This window comes from Microbacterium sp. H37-C3 (genome assembly GCF_027157935.1).
GTDB classification, from domain to species: Bacteria; Actinomycetota; Actinomycetes; order Actinomycetales; family Microbacteriaceae; genus Microbacterium; species Microbacterium plantarum.
In genome coordinates this window covers 150,304-165,707 of record NZ_JAPVLR010000001.1, presented here as the reverse complement: position 1 = coordinate 165,707, position 15,404 = coordinate 150,304, and the positions used below count along the sequence as shown (strand labels likewise).

13 protein-coding genes and 2 riboswitches are annotated in these 15,404 nt (G+C 71.6%); of the genes, 9 read left to right on the top strand and 4 right to left on the bottom strand.

What is annotated here, in order from left to right; translation table 11 throughout:
* Nucleotide 1 precedes the first annotated feature (1 nt).
* Genes O1W71_RS00730 through O1W71_RS00720 form a run of 3 tightly spaced genes read left to right on the top strand, consistent with a single transcriptional unit; the run spans nt 2 to nt 2,706 of the window.
* Nucleotides 2–1,366 carry a M20/M25/M40 family metallo-hydrolase gene (locus O1W71_RS00730; protein ID WP_269266139.1) on the top strand — a complete coding sequence of 455 codons (1,365 nt, stop codon included), beginning with the start codon at nt 2–4 and terminating at the stop codon, nt 1,364–1,366.
* On the top strand, nt 1,363–1,911 hold the full coding sequence (locus O1W71_RS00725; RefSeq protein ID WP_023950488.1) for an Lrp/AsnC family transcriptional regulator: 549 nt from the start codon (nt 1,363–1,365) through the stop codon (nt 1,909–1,911). Before O1W71_RS00730 ends, O1W71_RS00725 begins: the two co-directional genes overlap by 4 nt.
* A gap of 39 nt (nt 1,912–1,950) precedes the next feature.
* Complete coding sequence (locus O1W71_RS00720) at nt 1,951–2,706, top strand: CPBP family intramembrane glutamic endopeptidase (RefSeq protein ID WP_442923533.1); 756 nt, start codon at nt 1,951–1,953, stop codon at nt 2,704–2,706.
* A gap of 96 nt (nt 2,707–2,802) precedes the next feature.
* Here the strand turns inward: O1W71_RS00720 and gcvP are convergent, their stop codons facing one another.
* The 4 genes from gcvP to O1W71_RS00700 all read right to left on the bottom strand — a co-directional run bounded on the left by gcvP (nt 2,803) and on the right by O1W71_RS00700 (nt 8,652).
* Nucleotides 2,803–5,682 (bottom strand): aminomethyl-transferring glycine dehydrogenase, encoded by a 2,880-nt coding sequence (gcvP, locus tag O1W71_RS00715; protein ID WP_269266137.1) that lies wholly within the window; start codon nt 5,680–5,682, stop codon nt 2,803–2,805.
* On the bottom strand, nt 5,679–6,062 hold the full coding sequence (gene gcvH, locus O1W71_RS00710; protein WP_269266136.1) for a glycine cleavage system protein GcvH: 384 nt from the start codon (nt 6,060–6,062) through the stop codon (nt 5,679–5,681). The genes gcvP and gcvH overlap by 4 nt, the downstream gene beginning before the upstream one ends.
* A complete protein-coding gene (gene gcvT, locus O1W71_RS00705) occupies nt 6,059–7,171 on the bottom strand; it encodes a glycine cleavage system aminomethyltransferase GcvT (RefSeq protein ID WP_269266135.1) in 1,113 nt (370 codons plus the stop codon). Before gcvT ends, gcvH begins: the two co-directional genes overlap by 4 nt.
* Nucleotides 7,172–7,221: 50 nt before the next feature.
* Nucleotides 7,222–7,311, bottom strand: a riboswitch (glycine riboswitch).
* A gap of 1 nt (nt 7,312) precedes the next feature.
* A riboswitch (glycine riboswitch) is annotated at nt 7,313–7,404 on the bottom strand.
* A gap of 75 nt (nt 7,405–7,479) precedes the next feature.
* Nucleotides 7,480–8,652, bottom strand: a complete 1,173-nt coding sequence (locus tag O1W71_RS00700) for a MarP family serine protease (protein ID WP_269266134.1) — start codon at nt 8,650–8,652, stop codon at nt 7,480–7,482.
* 108 nt (nt 8,653–8,760) lie between these two features.
* Between O1W71_RS00700 and O1W71_RS00695 the strand changes: the two genes are divergently transcribed.
* The 6 genes from O1W71_RS00695 to O1W71_RS00670 are packed head-to-tail and all read left to right on the top strand — an operon-like array spanning nt 8,761 to nt 15,294.
* Nucleotides 8,761–9,456, top strand: a complete 696-nt coding sequence (locus tag O1W71_RS00695; RefSeq protein ID WP_269266133.1) for an NUDIX hydrolase — start codon at nt 8,761–8,763, stop codon at nt 9,454–9,456.
* A gap of 10 nt (nt 9,457–9,466) precedes the next feature.
* Nucleotides 9,467–10,780: a quinolinate synthase NadA gene (gene nadA, locus O1W71_RS00690; protein ID WP_269266132.1), complete on the top strand. Its 1,314-nt coding sequence runs from the start codon at nt 9,467–9,469 to the stop codon at nt 10,778–10,780.
* Complete coding sequence (gene nadB / locus O1W71_RS00685; RefSeq protein ID WP_269266131.1) at nt 10,777–12,354, top strand: L-aspartate oxidase; 1,578 nt, start codon at nt 10,777–10,779, stop codon at nt 12,352–12,354. Before nadA ends, nadB begins: the two co-directional genes overlap by 4 nt.
* Nucleotides 12,354–13,211, top strand: a complete 858-nt coding sequence (gene nadC / locus O1W71_RS00680) for a carboxylating nicotinate-nucleotide diphosphorylase (protein WP_269266753.1) — start codon at nt 12,354–12,356, stop codon at nt 13,209–13,211. The genes nadB and nadC overlap by 1 nt, the downstream gene beginning before the upstream one ends.
* Nucleotides 13,211–14,341 carry a cysteine desulfurase family protein gene (locus O1W71_RS00675; RefSeq protein WP_269266130.1) on the top strand — a complete coding sequence of 377 codons (1,131 nt, stop codon included), beginning with the start codon at nt 13,211–13,213 and terminating at the stop codon, nt 14,339–14,341. Before nadC ends, O1W71_RS00675 begins: the two co-directional genes overlap by 1 nt.
* Nucleotides 14,338–15,294, top strand: coding sequence for a glycosyltransferase family 2 protein (locus tag O1W71_RS00670; RefSeq protein ID WP_269266129.1), 957 nt, complete (start codon nt 14,338–14,340; stop codon nt 15,292–15,294). The genes O1W71_RS00675 and O1W71_RS00670 overlap by 4 nt, the downstream gene beginning before the upstream one ends.
* Nucleotides 15,295–15,404 lie beyond the last annotated feature (110 nt).

The following is a 15,404-nucleotide window of genomic DNA, read 5'->3' as shown; positions in this document are numbered from 1 at the left end:
GATGGCACGCGACCCCCGGATCGACGACCGCGCCGACGAGATCGTCGCGAGCTGGCGGGAACTCTGCCGGTTCCCGACCGTCGCCGGTCGACTCGACGCGATCGCAGCGGCCGCCGACTGGATCGAGGAGCGCCTCGCGCCGCTGATGGATCGCGTCGTGCGCTACGACATCCCCGGTTATGGTCCCGTCGTGGTCGGTTTCCGAGCCGGAGCGAGCGATGCGTCGCTGCTGCTGTACAACCACTACGACGTTCAGCCCGAGGGCGATCCGTCGCGCTGGACCTCGCCGCCGTACGCCGCGGAGATCCGCGACGGCGCGATGTACGCGCGCGGTGCGTGCGACGACAAGGCCGACGCCGCGGGCCGCCTCGCCTCGCTCCGCCTCTGGATCGAGGACCACGACGGGCGCACCCCGTTCGGCGTCATCTACCTCGCCGACCCGTGCGAGGAGATCGGCAGCCCGGGCCTGGACGCGGTCCTCGCCGCGCACGCGGCTGAGCTGCGCGCCGACGCGTGCCTGTGGGAGAGTTACCTCCGCGAGGAGGACGGGCGCCCCGCCGTCGGGTTCGGATGCCGGGGCTCGCTCGAGATCGAGCTGTCGCTCGACGTCCTCGCTGCGGCGCAGCATCCGTCGTATTCGTCGATCCTCCGTTCGGCTCCGCTCGAGCTGATGGCTGCCATCTCGTCGATGCGCACCGAGGACGGCCGGATCGCGGTCGCCGGCGTGCGGGACGAGGCGATCGTCCCGGACGAACGCGCGCGTCGCCGAACGGCGCACATCACCTTGCCCGGCGCGTCCATCGCCCGCGACGGCGTGACACCGTATCTACCGGGAACGGAATCGGAGCTCTCGACGCGGTTCGTCTTCGAGCCGTCGATGAGCCTCTCCGGGTTCGACCTCGACGACGGCGTGCGGCAGAGCATTCCGGCGTCGGCGTCTGCACGCGTGCGCTTCGGGCTCGTCCCCGGGATGCAGCCGGAGCGCGTGGTGGATGCTGTCCGCGCCCACCTCTCCGCACGGCATCCGGACATCTCGGTATCCGTCATCCGCGCCCTCGCGCCCGCGTACTCACCCGTCGAGTCCGCCTTCGGCGAGGCCGTCGTGCGCGCTGCCGGGCATGCCTTCGGCGCCGACGCGGTCGTCTACGACGTGATGACGGGAGCGGGTCCCGGCGCGCTGTTCCTCGAGCACCTCGGAGCCCCCATCATCTCCCCCACGGGCACCCTGCGACCGGCCGGGAACATGCACGGCTACGATGAGCACGGCTACGTCGAAGACTTCCTCGACCACGTCCAGTTCACCCTCGACGTCCTCCGGGAGCTCGAACGCAGCGGCTTCGCCGACACACCCCGGGGAGGGGCATGACGACCGATCCAGCGCACCTGCGCTCGCTGCTCGAACCCGAGCGCGAGGTCCTCGAGATCGACGACGTCGACCGGCGGATCCTGCATCGCCTGCACGAGGACGCCCGCGCGTCGATGCGCAGCATCGCGGCGGACGTCGGGATGTCGGCTCCGGCGGTAGCGGAACGCATCGCGCGGATGGAACGCGGGCACGTCATCCGCCGGCACACGATCGAGCTCGACTGGGCGGCGCTGGGCTATCCGATGCTCGTCGTGATGCCGTTACGGCTGACCGGGAACGCCGACGCTGCCGCAGTGCTGACCGCGCTCAAGGCGATCGACGCCATGACCGAGGTCATCGTCCTGGCGGCCGGGTACGACCTGATGGCGCGGTTCCGCGTCCGCGACCACGCCGATCTGCAGCGACTGCTCGTCGAGCAGGTCTGGCCGATCCCGGGCATCGACCGCGTCGAGACCATGCTCGCCATCGGCCGCCTCGCCGATCCCGAGCCGCTGCAGCACGTCCTGGCGACCGAGACCCCCGCGCGCAAACGCCGCCGCCCGTGACCCGCCATCCCCCGGCTTAACATCGACCCGGGAGGAAGAATGACGCACGTGTCACGGACCCGACTGTGGTGGGAGATCGCCCTCGTTCTGGCGCTCTCGGTCGGCCGGTCGGCGTTCTTCTCGGTGCTGTCGTTCCTCGAGGCGGTGACGAGCCCGGTGAGCCTCGGCGACCAGTCGACCTCGCTCAATCCCGGTGCAGCGACCGTCGACCCGTGGCAGGTGGTGTCGCAGGTCTTCTCGAACCTCTTCAACCTCGCGCCCGTCGCGTTGGCGATCTACTTCCTCTGGGAGCCTGGCCGCTCGGCGCTGCGCCGGATCGGTCTGGACTTCCGGGTGTTCGGAAAGGATGCCGGGGCCGGCATCCTGCTCGTCGTCATCATCGGTGTTCCGGGCCTCGGGCTCTACGCGCTCGGACGGGCGCTCGGGATCACCGTCCAGGTGGGGGCCGCACCGCTCGACGGCGGCTGGACCGCCGTCATGCTCCTCGCGCTGGCCGCCCTGCGGGCGGGACTCACCGAGGAGGTCATCTTCATCGGTTACCTGTTCGACCGGCTTCGCCGTGTCGGCTGGAGCACGTGGACGATCATCCTGTCGACCGCCGCGCTCCGCGGGATGTACCACGCGTACCAGGGCGTCGGCCCGATCTTCGGGAACATCGCGATGGGCGTGGTCTTCGGGTGGGTTTACCACCGTTGGGGCCGGGTCATGCCGCTCGTCGTCGCGCACGTCGTGATCGACCTCATCGCGTTCATCGGCTACCCGCTGGCCGCATCGTGGTGGCCCGGGCTCTTCTGACACGTCGCGCTTGCCGAGAACGCACCCCCGCGTCGAGCACGCACGCTGAACGGTGCGTGCTCGGCGGGACGGTGCGTTCTCGCGACGCCGGGGGCGTCAGGCGAAGGCCTCCGGCGGCGGGCAGGCGCACACGAGGTTGCGGTCGCCGTAGGCCTGGTCGATACGACGCACCGGTGGCCAGTATTTGCCGCGGACGAGGGACCGCACGGGATAGACGGCCTCTTCGCGCGAGTAAGCGTGCGACCAGGCCGACGCGACCGCCGCTTCAGCCGTGTGCGGCGCGCCGACGAGCGGGTTGTCATCGGCGGGCCACTCCCCCGCGGCGACCCGGTCGGCTTCGGCGCGGATGGCGATCATCGCCTCGACGAACCGGTCGATCTCGGCGAGGTCCTCCGACTCCGTCGGCTCGACCATGAGCGTCCCCGCCACCGGGAACGACATCGTCGGCGCGTGGAAGCCGTAGTCGATCAGCCGCTTCGCGACGTCGTCCACGGTGATGCCGGTGCGCTCCCGCAGAGGACGCAGATCCAGGATGCACTCGTGCGCGACGAGTCCGCCTTCGCCGGCGTAGAGCACCGGATAGTGCTCGCGTAGCCGCGCCGCGATGTAGTTCGCCGCGAGCACCGCAGCTCCCGTGGCCGCCCGCAGCCCGGCTGCCCCCAGCATGCGCACGTACGCCCACGAGATCGGAAGGATGGATGCCGAGCCGTAGGGCGCGGCCGAGACCGGACCGCCGTCGAAGACGAACCCGCCCGCGTGCTCGGCCCGCTGGGCGTGCGGGTGCGAGGGCAGGAACGGCGCCAGGTGCGCCTTGGCCGCCACGGGGCCCACACCCGGACCGCCGCCCCCGTGCGGGATGGCGAACGTCTTGTGGAGGTTGAGATGCGAGACGTCGCCGCCGAGGTCGCCGAAGCGAGCGAAACCGAGGAGGGCGTTGAGGTTGGCGCCGTCGACGTAGACCTGACCGCCCGCCGCGTGCACCGCATCGGTGATCGCGAGCACCTCGTGCTCGTACACGCCGTGGGTCGACGGATAGGTGATCATCAGGGCGGACAGCGCCGCAGCGTGCTCATCGATCTTGCCGCGGAGATCGTCGAGGTCGACGTTTCCCGCTTCGTCGCAGGCCACGACCACGACGCGCATACCGGCGAGCACGGCAGACGCGGCGTTGGTGCCGTGCGCCGACGACGGGATGAGGCAGACGGTCCGGTCGTCGTCGCCTCGCGACCGGTGATAGCCGCGGATCGCGAGCAGCCCCGCGAGCTCGCCCTGCGAGCCGGCATTGGGCTGCAGCGACACGGCGTCGTAACCGGTCACCTCGGCGAGCCACCCCTCGAGCTGCTCGATGAGCTCGAGATAGCCGCGCACGTCGTCGGCGGGTGCGAACGGGTGCACGCGGGCGAACTCCGGCCAGGTCACGGCGGCCATCTCGGTCGCGGCGTTCAGCTTCATCGTGCACGACCCGAGCGGGATCATGCCACGGTCGAGCGCGTAGTCGCGGTCGGCGAGGCGCTTGAGGTAGCGCATCATCGCCGTCTCGGAGTGGTGGCTGTTGAACACCGGATGGGTGAGGTACTCGTCCTCGCGCCGAAGCGACGCCGGTGCGTGCCGGTCAGCCCACGTCGATCCGCCGCTGAATGCGAATGCGCGCTGCTCGGGACCGCCGAACGCTCGGACGATCGCGTGCAGATCGCTGACGGTCGTCGTCTCGTCGACGGCGACACCGACCGTGTGGTCGTCGCGGTGCCACAGCTGGTAACCGGATTCGCGGGCCGCCGCGACGACGTCTGCTGCCCGGCCCGGCGCGCGCACCACGAGCGTGTCGAAGAACGCATCATGCTCGACCTCGACCCCCGCATCGGCCAGCCACTCCGCGAGAAGGGCCGCGTGACCGGCGACGGACTCGGCGATGCGCCGGAGCCCGTCCGGGCCGTGGTACACGGCGTACATCGACGCCATGACCGCCAGCAGGACCTGTGCGGTGCAGATGTTCGACGTCGCCTTCTCGCGACGGATGTGCTGCTCGCGCGTCTGGAGCGAGAGCCGGTAGGCGGGATCGCCCGCCGCGTCGACCGAGACGCCGACGAGCCGTCCGGGCAGCTGGCGCTCGAGGCCGGCACGCACCGCCATGTACCCGGCGTGGGGTCCCCCGAAGCCCATCGGCACGCCGAACCGCTGGCTGGTGCCGACGGCCACGTCCGCCCCGAGCGAGCCGGGCGATCGCAGCAGGGTCAGCGCGAGGAGATCCGCCGCCACGACGACGAGACCGCCCGCAGCCTGCACCTCCGCGATGACCGTGCTCGGATCCCACACACGGCCGGACGCACCGGGATACTGCACGAATGCACCGAAGACCGGCTCGTCGGACGGGGTCGTGCCCGCGCCGCCGGCGAAGTCGATCTCGCGCAGTTCGATGCCGAGCGCCGCCGCTCGATGGCCGAGCAGCGCCTTCGTCTGCGGCAGCGCATCCGCGTCGACGAGGAACACGTTGCTGCGCGACTTCGAGGCCCGCCGTGCGACGAGCATGCCCTCGACGACGGCGGTGGCCTCGTCGAGCATGGACGCATTCGCCGTCGCGAGCCCAGTCAGGTCGGTGACCATCGTCTGGAAGTTGATGAGCGCTTCGAGGCGGCCCTGCGAGATCTCCGGCTGGTACGGCGTGTACGCGGTGTACCAGGACGGGTTCTCGAGGACGTTGCGCTGGATGACGGCAGGCGTGAGCGTGTCGTAGTACCCCAGGCCGATCATCGCCCGTGCCGGACGGTTGCGCGATGCCAGCTCGCGCAGCTCCGCGAGCGCCTCGTGCTCGGCGGCCGCGGCCGGGATCACGCTGTCGGGCACCGCATCGACCTGGATGGCGGCGGGCACGGCTCGGGCGAGCAGAGCGTCGACGTCCGGGTAACCGAGGACCTCGAGCATGCGCTGCTGCGCGGCGCCGTCGGTGCCGATGTGACGGGCGGCGAAAGCGGAGGTCATCGGTCTCCGCCGGTGAGCTCGACGTAGGCGGCGCGGTCGAGCAGACCGTCCGCGTCGGCGGGATCGATCTCGATGCGAACGAGCCACCCGTCGCCGAACGGCCCGGCGTTCACGAGCGACGGGTCGTCGACGACGGCCTCGTTGACCTCGACGACGGTTCCGCTCAGCGGCGCGTAGAGCTCGCCGACCGACTTGGTCGATTCGATCTCGCCGCAGACGGCATCGGCGGTCACCGCGGTTCCGACGGCAGGGAGATCGACGAACACCACGTCACCCAGCTTCTCGGCGGCGTAGTCGGTGATGCCCACCGTCGCGGTGGCGCCCGAGAGGGCGACCCACTCGTGCTCGGCGGTGTACTTCAGGGCGTCGAGATCGGTCATTTCTTCCTCCGGTAGAACGGCAGCGTGGTGACGGTGGCGGGAATGCGGGTACCGCGGACATCGAGCGCCAGCTCAGTGCCGAGTGCCGCGTGTCCGGGTGCGACGTAGGCCATGGCGATGGGATGCCCGAGGGTCGGGCTCAGGGCGCCGCTCGTGATCACACCGACGCGCTCGCCGTCGGGGCCGAGCACGGCGTAGCCGGCGCGGCCGGCGCGGCGGCCCTCCGAGACGAGACCGACGAGCACCGGCCCGCCCGAGGAGTCGCGGGACTCGAGGCCCTCGCGGCCCACGAAGGCGCCCTTGTCCGTGGCGACGACGCGGCCGAGACCCGCCTGCGCAGGAGCGACGTCGCGCGAGAGCTCGTGTCCGTACAGCGGCATCCCGGCTTCGAGCCGCAACGTGTCGCGCGACGCGAGGCCCGCCGGAGCGAGCCCGAGCGGTGACCCGGCCGCGAGCACGGCATCCCAGAGGGCTTCGGCCGCGCGGGCCGGGATCATCAGCTCGAATCCGTCTTCGCCGGTGTACCCGGTGCGTGCGAGGAGCAGCGGCTCGCCCGCGAACTCGCCGGCGGTCCACGCGTAGTACCGCGTGTCCGCGAGCGCGACGTCGGGCGTCGACAGGCCCGGGGTGGACTCGAGGACCGCCAGCGCCGCCGGGCCCTGGACGGCCAGGAGCGCGTAGTCATCGGTGAGGTCTCGCACCTCGACGTCCCAGCCTTCGGCACGCTCCTGCAACGCCGCCCACACGGGCTCGCGGTTGCCCGCGTTCGCGATGATGAGGAAGCGGTCGGCGCCGAGGCGGTAGACGATGACATCGTCGATGATCCCGCCGTCGTCGGCGAGGACGAGCGAGTACTTCGCCTTCCCGACGGCCATCGTCGAGATCCTGCCGGCGAGGGCGGCGTCGAGGCAGTCCCCGGCGACCGAGCCGGTCACCTCGAACTCCGCCATGTGCGAGATGTCGAACAATCCGGCTGCGGAGCGCACCGCGTGGTGCTCGGCGAGGTCGGACGTGTAGCGGACGGGCATGAGCCAGCCGCCGAAGTCGGTGAACGATGCGCCGAGCGCAGCGTGACGATGGTGCAGGACGGTGGAGCGGGGATCTGACATGAGTTCTCCCGTTGCGGGCGGGCGGCTGCCACGGCTGCGGCATCCGGAACTCCCCCTCTGTCTTGGGCCTGAGAGTTTCACCAGGGCGAACCCGGCTTTCACCGTCGGCGGATCCCCGAGGGGATCGCTTTCCAGAGCGGCCGGACGCGCGCGGTACGCGGACCTGAGAGATTGGCGGGGAGGCTTGCTCCTTCGGTGCCCGGAATTCTCCGGGGCTCTCCCGCGTGCGTCATGCGGCCTGTCTTCAGTTGCGCGATCAGCATAGCGTCACCGCGCGAGACTGCGCAGGCGCCGCTGTACTGGGCCGCTCAGCGCGTGCAGCTCCCCGCCGTCACGGCCGGAGCGTCCGCAGAGGCGCCCGCGAGCACCGGAAGCAGCTCCGTCGTCGTCATCGCGTAGCCCCGCCGCTCGTCCTCGGCGCCGCGCGCGAACACGACGCCGGCGACCTCACCGGCGTCGGTCAGCAGCGGCCCGCCGGAGTTGCCCGGGCGGACGTCGGCATCGAGCGCGTAGATCTCGCGCGGAGCGCTGGACTCGTCGTAGATGTCGGGGACGGGGGCCGAGCCCACCGAGAGGACGAAAGCGGCTCCGCTCGTGAAGGGCCCACCCAGCGGGTATCCCTGCACCGCGACGGCTGCTCCCGCGGCGACCGGCGGAACGACCGGCAGGGGCGCCACGCCCAGGTCCGAGACCGCGATGACGGCGAGGTCGTCGATCGGGTCGAAGTACACCACGCGCCCTTCACGCGCGTCGCGGCCCGGCAGCTCGACGACGGGGGTGTCGACGCCCGCCACGACGTGGGCGTTGGTCACGATGAGGTCGTCGGCGGCGACGAATCCGGACCCGGTCATCGACACGCCGCAGGCGTAGGCCGTGCCGCTGATGCGGGCGACGGATGCCGCCGCGCGCTGCAGCTCGGGATCATCGAGCGCGACGGCGGGCGCGGTCGGCGCGACCTCGGGCCGGAGAAGCTCGCCGATGCGGGGGATCCCCTCGTCGACGACGAATCCGCGCACCTCGGCGAGCGCGCTGTCGACGGGGTCGGGGGTGAGACCGTCGATGAACGAGAGCACGCGCGATGAGGCCACGGCGGTGGATACGAGCGGCATGCCGCTCGCCGTGACCGCGCCGGCGCCGAGGAGGAGGACGAGTCCGCCGGCGATCGTCGCCCCGCCGGCACCCAGGATGCGGTCGAGGATGCGCAGCTTGGCTCGGTCGACGCCGCGGCGCAGCGCCGCACCGACAGCGGTGCCGAGCGCGGTGCACAGGATGATGATCGCGATGGCGCAGATGGCGAGCACGAGCGACCGGTACTCCCAGTCGGCGACGCCGGGCGCGATGAGGGGCACAGCCCATACGGCGAGGAGCGAGCCGATGACGAGCCCGGCCAGCGAGCCCGCGATCGCGACGAGGCCTCGTGTCACGCCGATGGCGAAGAAGCCGACGAGGAGGATCACGACGATGACGTCGACCAGCAGCACAGGACCTCCTCGGGAACGGAGGCCAGCGTACGGCGTCCCGCTGTGAGTCCCCCGTTTTGCGCTTCGTGTCGCGATGACTATAAGATCGGTGCGACAGTTAGGGTCGCAATGACACGAACCACCGCGGATGGGCCGCAGGACGACATCCGGGTCGCCGTCTCGACGGTCATCTTCAGCCTGCGCCACGACGGCGGCGAGCTTCCCTCCGTCGTGCTCCCCCTGGTGCGTCGCACGCGCGATCCCCACGCCGGACAGTGGGCGCTCCCTGGCGGATGGCTCGACGAGTCCGAGAACCTCGAGGCTGCCGCATCCCGGACCCTGGCCGAGACGACCGCGCTGGCTCCGAGCTATCTCGAGCAGCTCTACGTCTTCGGCGACGTCGGCCGCTCTCCCTCGCGAGTGGTGTCGATCGTCTACTGGGCGCTGGTGCGCGAGGACGTCGCATCGACACCGCTGCCCGAGGACGAGAACGTCGCGTGGTTCGACGCCGCCGATCTGCCGGAGCTGGCGTTCGACCACCGGAGCATCATCGAGTACGCGCTCTGGCGGCTGCGCAACAAGGTCGGCTACAGCCGTATCGCGCATGGGCTTCTGCCTGACCTGTTCACCCTCGCCGAGCTTCGCGAGGTGTACGAGGCCATCGGCGGCAAGCGCCTCGATCCGGCGAACTTCCGCCGCCAGGTCGAGGGGTCGGGCACCCTCATCCCGACACGCGAGTTCCGCACCGGCAGCCACCGCCCCGCCCGGCTCTACCGCTACAACCACGACGTCGAGCTCGCCGACCGCGGGCCGCTCCCCCGATGAAGGAACGCGCATGACCACTTCTCCGCTCACGCTGTCGCCGCGACCGATCGACCCGAGCGTCGATCACGGGATCCAGGCGATCGTCGCCGGCGCGTCGAACGCCGAGACGTGCAACACCGATCTCGCCGCGGGACCGTGGAGCTTCGACGCACGGCCGGGGTATGGCCCGGGCTCGTCGATGGGCGACGTCATCCCGACCGGGGCGCCGCGCCAGGGCGAGCTCCCGGAGTACTACCGGACCGCCGACGAGGACGAGCTGCACGAGCGCATCTCCGCCGCGAAGGCCGCGCTCGGCGACCGGGTCGTCGTCCTGGGGCACTTCTACCAGCGCGAAGAGGTCGTGCGGCACGCGGACTACGTGGGCGACTCGTTCCAGCTCGCCGAAGCGGCGAGGGCCCACCCCGAGGCCGAGGCCATCGTCTTCTGCGGCGTCCACTTCATGGCCGAGACCGCCGACCTGCTGTCGCGGCCCGAGCAGTCCGTCATCCTGCCCAACCTCGCCGCCGGATGCTCGATGGCCGACATGGCGTCGATCGACGAGGTCGAGGAGTGCTGGGAGCAGCTCGGCGAGATCTACGGCGACCTCGGCGGCCCCGACGCCGAAGGACTTCTCCCCGTCATCCCCGTCACGTACATGAACTCCTCCGCCGCCATCAAGGGCTTCGTCGGCCGGCACGGCGGAATCGTGTGCACCTCGTCGAACGCCCGCACCGTGCTCGAGTGGGCCTTCGCAGGCGGCCGCCGGGTGCTGTTCTTCCCCGACCAGCACCTCGGACGCAACACCGCCAAGGCGATGGGGGTCACGCTCGACCGCATGCCGATGTGGAACCCCCGCCGCCCGCTCGGCGGCAACGACGAGGCGTCCCTGCGCGATGCTCGGGTCATCCTCTGGCACGGCTTCTGCTCGGTGCACCGCCGCTTCACCGTCGAGCAGATCGCGCAGGCGCGTGCGGAGAACCCGGGCGTCCGCGTCATCGTCCACCCCGAGTGCCCGATGCCGGTCGTGGACGCCGCGGACGAGGCGGGATCGACGGAGTACATCCGCCGCGCGATCGACGGCGCGACCCAGCCCACAGTCTTCGCGGTCGGCACCGAGATCAACCTCGTCCAGCGGCTCGCCGCGCAATACCCGCAGCACCGCATCTTCTGCCTCGACCCCGTCGTCTGCCCGTGCTCGACGATGTACCGCATCCACCCGGGCTACCTGGCGTGGGTCCTCGACGAGCTCTGCGCGGGACGGACCCCCAACCGCATCCGGGTCTCCGACGACGTCGCCGTGCCGGCACGGGCCGCCCTCGAACGGATGCTGGCGGCGCGGCCATGACCCGGCGTGTCGTGGTCGTGGGCTCCGGTCTCGCCGGCGGTATGTGCGCCCTGCGCGCCGCCGACGCCGGCTGCAAGGTCGTCCTGGTCACGAAGGGAGCGCTCGGCGACGGCAACACCGCCTACGCGCAGGGCGGCATCGCCGCCGTGACGGCCACAGGCGACTCGGTTCTCGCCCACGTCGACGACACTCTGCGCGCCGGCGCGGGCCTCGGCGAGCGCGACGCCGTGCACACGCTCGCATCGGCGGGGCCGGCCGCCGTCGCGACGCTCGAGGCGATCGGGGTCGCGTTCGACCGCGACGACAGCGGCGCGCTGCGACTCGGCCTGGAAGGTGCGCACCGGGTTCCGCGAATCCTGCACGCCGGCGGCGATGCGACCGGAGCCGCGATCCAGCGCGCTCTGAACCGCGCGCTGGCTCTCGCGCCCGTCCAGATCCGCTCCGACGCTCTCGTCACCGACGTCGTGGTCTCCGACGGGGCGGCGCGGGGCGTGCAGGTGCTCTCGGAGGGCCGCACCGAGATGCTGGCCGCGGATGCCGTGGTCCTCGCGACCGGTGGGGCGGGACAGCTGTACGCCCACACGACGAATCCCGCGGTGGCGACCGCCGACGGGATCGCGCTCGCCCTGCGCGCCGGCGCGACCGTCGCCGACCTGGAGTTCGTGCAGTTCCACCCCACCGCCCTGACCGATGGGACGCTCGTGTCAGAGGCCGTGCGCGGCGAGGGTGCGGTGTTGATCGACGAGCGCGGGCACCGCTTCTGCGTCGATGCGCATCCCGATGCGGAACTCGCTCCACGAGACGTCGTGGCCCGCGCGATCGCGGCGGCGATGGCGCGTCAGGGCGGCCGGCCGGTGCTGCTCGACGCGACCGGTCTGCGCGAGACTCCGTCGGCGACGGCTGCCTTCCTCGCCCACCGGTTCCCGACGATCGACGAGTCCGTGCGGGCGCGCGGATGGGATTGGTCGCGGCATCCGGTTCCCGTCACTCCCGCCGCGCACTACCTCATGGGCGGCGTCGTGACCGATCTCGACGGTCGGACCGACGTCGGCGGGCTGTTCGCGGTCGGCGAGGTCGCGCGCACGGGCGTGCACGGTGCCAATCGGCTGGCCTCCAACTCGCTGCTCGAAGCCGTCGTGTTCGGCCTGCGCACCGCGGATGCCGTCGTCGACGGCGACCCGCGGGCCGCCACGGCGTCTCCGAGCGTCTTGTCGTCACCTCGCGCCGTGGCGGGCCGGTCCTGTGCGCCGCGACGGATACCGGCGAACGGACCGTTCAGCCGGGCGGCCCTGCAGTCGCTCATGTGGCGGCACGTCGGACTCGAGCGGGACGCCTCCGGGATCGCTCTCGCGCTCGACATCCTCGATGAGTGGTCGCGCGCCGCAGTCGCACCCCGCTCCCGGCGCGAACACGAGGACGCCAACCTGCTCCTCGTCGCGAGCTCGATGACCACCGCCGCGCTCGCACGCACCCGGTCGATCGGCGCACACCACCGCAGCGACGACACGACCGCTCGTCCGCTGACCGCCGACGAATCCGTCCGACCCGCCGCCGCTCCCGAGAAGGTCGCATGATGCTCACACCCCGACAGATCGCTGCCATCGTCGGCCCCGCTCTCGACGAGGACGCCCCATGGGGCGATCTCACCAGCACCGCCTTCATCCCCGGGGCGGCGCGCGCCACGGCCGCGCTCGTCTCGCGCGTCGACGGCATCCTCAGCGGCGGGGCAGTTTTCGCCGCGGCTTTCGCGCTCTCCGATCCGAGCTGCGACGTCGTGATCGACGTGCCCGACGGCTCGCGCATCCGCCCCGGTGACACGCTGGCCACCGTCCGCGGTCCGGCGCGCGCCGTGCTGACCGCCGAACGCGTCGGATTGAACTTGACCCAGCGGATGTCGGGGATCGCGACGCTGACCCGTCGCTACGTCGACGAAGTCGCGGGGACCGGTGCCCGCATCGTCGACACCCGCAAGACGACACCGGGGCTGCGTCTGATCGAGCGGCAGGCCGTCCGGGACGGCGGCGGCCGCAACCACCGGTTCTCCCTGTCGGATGCGGTCATGCTCAAGGACAACCACCTCGGTGTCATCACCGCCGATGGGACGGGGCTGACCGAAGCGCTGCGACGCGCGATGGATGACCTTCCTCACACGACCCACGTCGAGGTGGAAGTCGACCGCATCGATCAGATCGAGCCCGTGCTCGCCGCCGGCGTGGACACGATCATGCTCGACAACTTCTCGCTGGACGATCTGCGCCGCGGGGTCGCCATCGTCTCCGGTCGCGCGGTCGTCGAGGCGTCGGGCGGAGTGTCGCTCGAGAGCGTGCGTGCGATCGCCGAGACCGGTGTCGACGTGATCTCCGTCGGAGCGCTCACGCACTCCGCACCCTCGCTCGACCTCGGGCTCGACCTCGTCGTCGACGCGCGCTGATGCTGTACCTCGACCACGCCGCGGGCGGTCCGGTGCGTCGCGAGGTGCTCGAGGCGATGGCACCGTTCCTCACCGGGCGATTCGGCAACCCGTCGAGCATCCACACGGTCGGTGAAGACGTCGCCGGCGCCCTCGACGACGCGCGGCGGCGGGTGGCGGCGGTGCTCGGCATGCGCGCCGGCGACATCGTCTTCACGTCCGGAGGAACCGAGGCGAACAACCTCGCGATCGCGGGCACCGCCCTCGGGGCCCGCGGACGCGCTCCCGGCCACATCGTCACGACGGCGGTGGAGCACGATTCGGTATTGGCGGTCTGTCGTTACCTCCAGCGCATGCATCGATACGACGTCGACGTCCTGCCCGTGGACTCGCTCGGACGCGTCGACCCCGACGCCGTCGCCCGAGCCGTGCGCGATGACACCGCCGTCGTGAGCATCGGCTACGCCAACAACGAGGTCGGAACCGTTCAGGATGTCGCGGCGATCGCGCGAGCAGCGGGTTCGGTCCCGGTGCACACCGATGCCGTGCAGGCGGCCGGGTGGCTTCCCCTCACCGGCACGGGCGCCTCGGCTCTGTCGGTCGCGGGCCACAAGATCGGCGCGCCGCAGGGCATCGGTGTGCTGGCGGTCCGCGGCCGGCTCCCCCTCGAGCCCGTGATCCACGGCGGCGGCCAGGAGCGCGGCCGGCGCTCGGGCACGCAGAACGTCGCGGGGGCGGTGGGCCTCGCGCTCGCGCTCGAGCTGGCCGAGCGCGAGCGCCCCGAGGCCGCTGCGCGGGCCGCGGCGGCGCGGGACGCATTCACGAGCCGCGTGCTCGGCACCGTCCCCGGATCGCGCGCGACCGGCGACCCTGATCGGAGGCTTCCGGGCCTCGCATCGTTCACGTTCGCCGCGACCTCGGGCGAGGCCGTGCTCCTCGAACTGGAACGGCGTGGAATAGTCACGAGCAGCGGGTCGGCATGCGCCGCGGGCAGCGACGAGCCGTCGCACGTCTTGACGGCGATGGGTCTCGACGCCGATGACGCCCGCACCGCGGTGCGGTTCAGCTTCGATCGCGCGACGGTGCCGGATGCGGGAGCGCTCGCGGGCGCGGTGGCCGACGCCGTCTCGGCAGTACGATCGGGGTCGTGAGCTCGCCCGTCGTCACCGTCATCGTCCCCGGCCGCGACGTCGCCCCCTACGCCGAGGAAGCGCTGGCTTCCCTGAAGGCCCAGACCCTCGGCGAGTGGACCGCGATCCTCATCGACGACGGATCGCGCGACACGACCGGACGCATCTTCGCGGAAACGGCCGCGTCGGACGAGCGGTTCCGCGTGATCGCACACGATCGCGCCGTCGGGCTGGGTGCCGCACGGAACGCGGGGCTCGATCGGGTCGACACCCCGTTCGTCGCCTTCCTCGACGCGGACGATGTCCTCACCCCGTCGGCCCTGGAGCGCTGGATCGGAACGCTCGACGCTTCGGGCTCCGACTTCGTCGCCGGGGCCTACGTGCGACTGCGTCCGACCGATGAGGGCTACGTCCCGGGCCCCGTGCAACCCTGGGTCGCGGCATCCACTCGGCCTGCCCGCATCGGGACCACCCTCGCCGACCATCCCGAGGCATCGGGGAACATCGTCGCGTGGTCGAAAGCGAGCCGCATCGAGTTCTGGCGACGTCACCGACTGCGCTTCCCCGAGAACCGGCTGTACGAGGACCAGCTGGTCGCACAGCAGATGTACACCCGCGCCCGAGCGTTCGACGTGATTCCGGACGTCGTCGTGCACTGGCGTGAGCGGGCGGACGGGTCGTCGATCACGCAGCACCGTGCCCAGCTGCCCGTGCTCATCGACTATCTCGACGCGCTGCGGTCGGGCCTGGCGGTGCTCGACGCCGCCGACGCCCGTGCCGCAGCCGCGGCCCGGGTCCGGCTCGTGCTCGACATGGACGTTCCCCCGCTCGTGCGCATCGCCGCGACTCATCCCGATCCCGAGTACCGTCGGCGGATCGGCGGGCTGGTCCGCGACTTCCGGGAACGAGCACCGGGTCACCGGGCCGCCGACCCGGCAGCCGCGGAGTTGTGGGACATCGCCCGCCTCTGGTGATCCACCGCGCGCATCCGCGTCGACCGACCGGAGGCGGATGCTGGCGCCGTGTCGCCGGCCCCGGGAATAATCGATCCGTCGGGGCGTTGGCCCTGCGGAGTCCGCCCTCG